This window comes from Mucilaginibacter sp. P4_G9 (genome assembly GCF_056400985.1).
This window is the reverse complement of record NZ_JBFUKF010000676.1, coordinates 1-1,695: the sequence shown is the minus strand read 5'-3', so window position 1 is coordinate 1,695 and position 1,695 is coordinate 1. Positions and strand designations below refer to the sequence as shown.

At 37.9% G+C, this 1,695-nt stretch carries 3 protein-coding genes; 2 read left to right on the top strand and 1 reads right to left on the bottom strand.

Translation table 11 applies throughout. The features are described from left to right. Together AC1DPZ_RS26635 and AC1DPZ_RS26630 are read left to right on the top strand one after the other, a co-directional pair. A partial coding sequence (locus AC1DPZ_RS26635; protein ID WP_477409190.1) for a hypothetical protein occupies positions 1 to 309 on the top strand: 309 nt, incomplete at its 5' end. A 143-nt stretch (positions 310 to 452) separates the two neighbouring features. Next, positions 453 to 890, top strand: a complete 438-nt coding sequence (locus AC1DPZ_RS26630) for an ATP-binding cassette domain-containing protein (protein ID WP_477409188.1) — start codon at positions 453 to 455, stop codon at positions 888 to 890. A gap of 535 nt (positions 891 to 1,425) precedes the next feature. On the opposite strand, the gene AC1DPZ_RS26625 is transcribed toward AC1DPZ_RS26630, so the two are convergent. After that, the coding region (locus AC1DPZ_RS26625; RefSeq protein WP_477409186.1) for a DUF4197 domain-containing protein at positions 1,426 to 1,695 on the bottom strand (270 nt) is incomplete at its 5' end.

Genomic DNA, 1,695 nt, shown 5'->3' with positions numbered 1-1,695 from the left:
TTTAAATCGGATTCATTCACAGTGGAAAAAAACAAGAAGGTTCTTTACTTCATGATCCTTTATATCGATTCTTCTTCCAGTTACCTGGCAATTACAAATATAAGTACCGGAAAACAACAAAATTTTCCCTGCAAATTTGATGGGGTAATATCGGCCAATCGCGCCATTGAAATAACCGGAAAGCGTTACGATAAAAAAGGGGCTGTTATTGATGGGATGTTAAATTTCAATTCTGGACAATATAAAATCGTCTCGAACAAAAAAATTGAGGCAACGATAACGGACATTCTCAATAATAACGAGCTATAGTTATACATGATAGAAACAGCAAGAGGCCACCCCGGAAACGGAATAACCTCTTGCTGTTTTCAAAGGCGTTGCAGAGTTTAAAGATACCTTTGTTTCAGGCTGCCTGGCTGTTAATCACACATTTATCACTGCAGGAGTTATAGGTGCCGCAGGCTGTCAACTCTGAGCATGACCCAGAGTGGGTTGCACATTCGTTAAAGCTGCGTGCGCCTCCATATAGCATATCTATAACTTCGGCGTTTAGTATTCCCAAAGGAAAAATTACCGCCATTGTAGGCGCGAGCGGCAGTGGTAAAACTACTTTACTTAAGCTATTGCTGGCCTTTTATGAACCTCAGCAGGGTAAGATTATCTTTGACGATCAAGACATGAAAGTAACGGACACCAACGATTATCGCCAAAAATGTGGCGTAGTTATGCAAGACGGATTCATTTATAATACATCTATTGCGCAAAATGTTGCGATGCAGGAAAAGAATATTGATAAGGCACGTGTTAAACTTGCTTTGGAGACAGCTTGCCTATGGGAATTTGTGGAAACGCTGCCTCAAAAACTGTCGTTGTTATTGCTCATAGACTAAGTACCGTTCGAAACGCAGACCAAATTATTGTATTAAATAAAGGGGAAGTTGACGAAATCGGAACTCATGATGAACTAACGACTCAAAGAGGTAAATACTATGAATTGGTGAAAAATCAATTAGAATTGGGGCATTAGGCCGTATTTGAATATCATCAAAAAACTTAACAACAGGCTTACAAAAATTTAAGATCTCCAACAGTACAACCCACCTGATAAACTAATATTATGATATCGTTTATTCAGGCATGTTATTCTCTTATGACATCAGATAGCTATCTCAAATTCAAGGGCCAATTTGAGCCTTTTCCTCATAGTCATGATACTGGTGGCTAATATTTACAGACAGGTCCTTCGGTTTAAACTTCTTTTTGTACAAGATCTATAAAATCAAACGAAGCGAATACTTCCCATTTTACAATTACCAATTAGTTTATTAATTTATGGGCAACCCTTCGCAGCAAGAAGCATTTTTCAACCATGTTTATTATATCGTAAACTGATTATCAAAGGAGATTATTAGAATTTTAAAGTTATTATTGGCCGTTTTTCTTCTTATCAGCAAAAGAAAACACTTTTTGCAACAATGGCGTGGTACGTGCACCCAGGTTTTGGCGGATGTTCAGCTCTTCTTTAGCTATTTCCACAAATAAGCCATCTATAGCTTTTTGAGTTACATAATCGCTGATATCGGGATTGATCTTAGATACAAATGGAACTTTGTTATAGGCCTGTGCGGCATCGGTATAATATTTTGTTGCACCAACCTTGTTTAAGCTCACCTGGATTACCGGTTTAAACTTGCC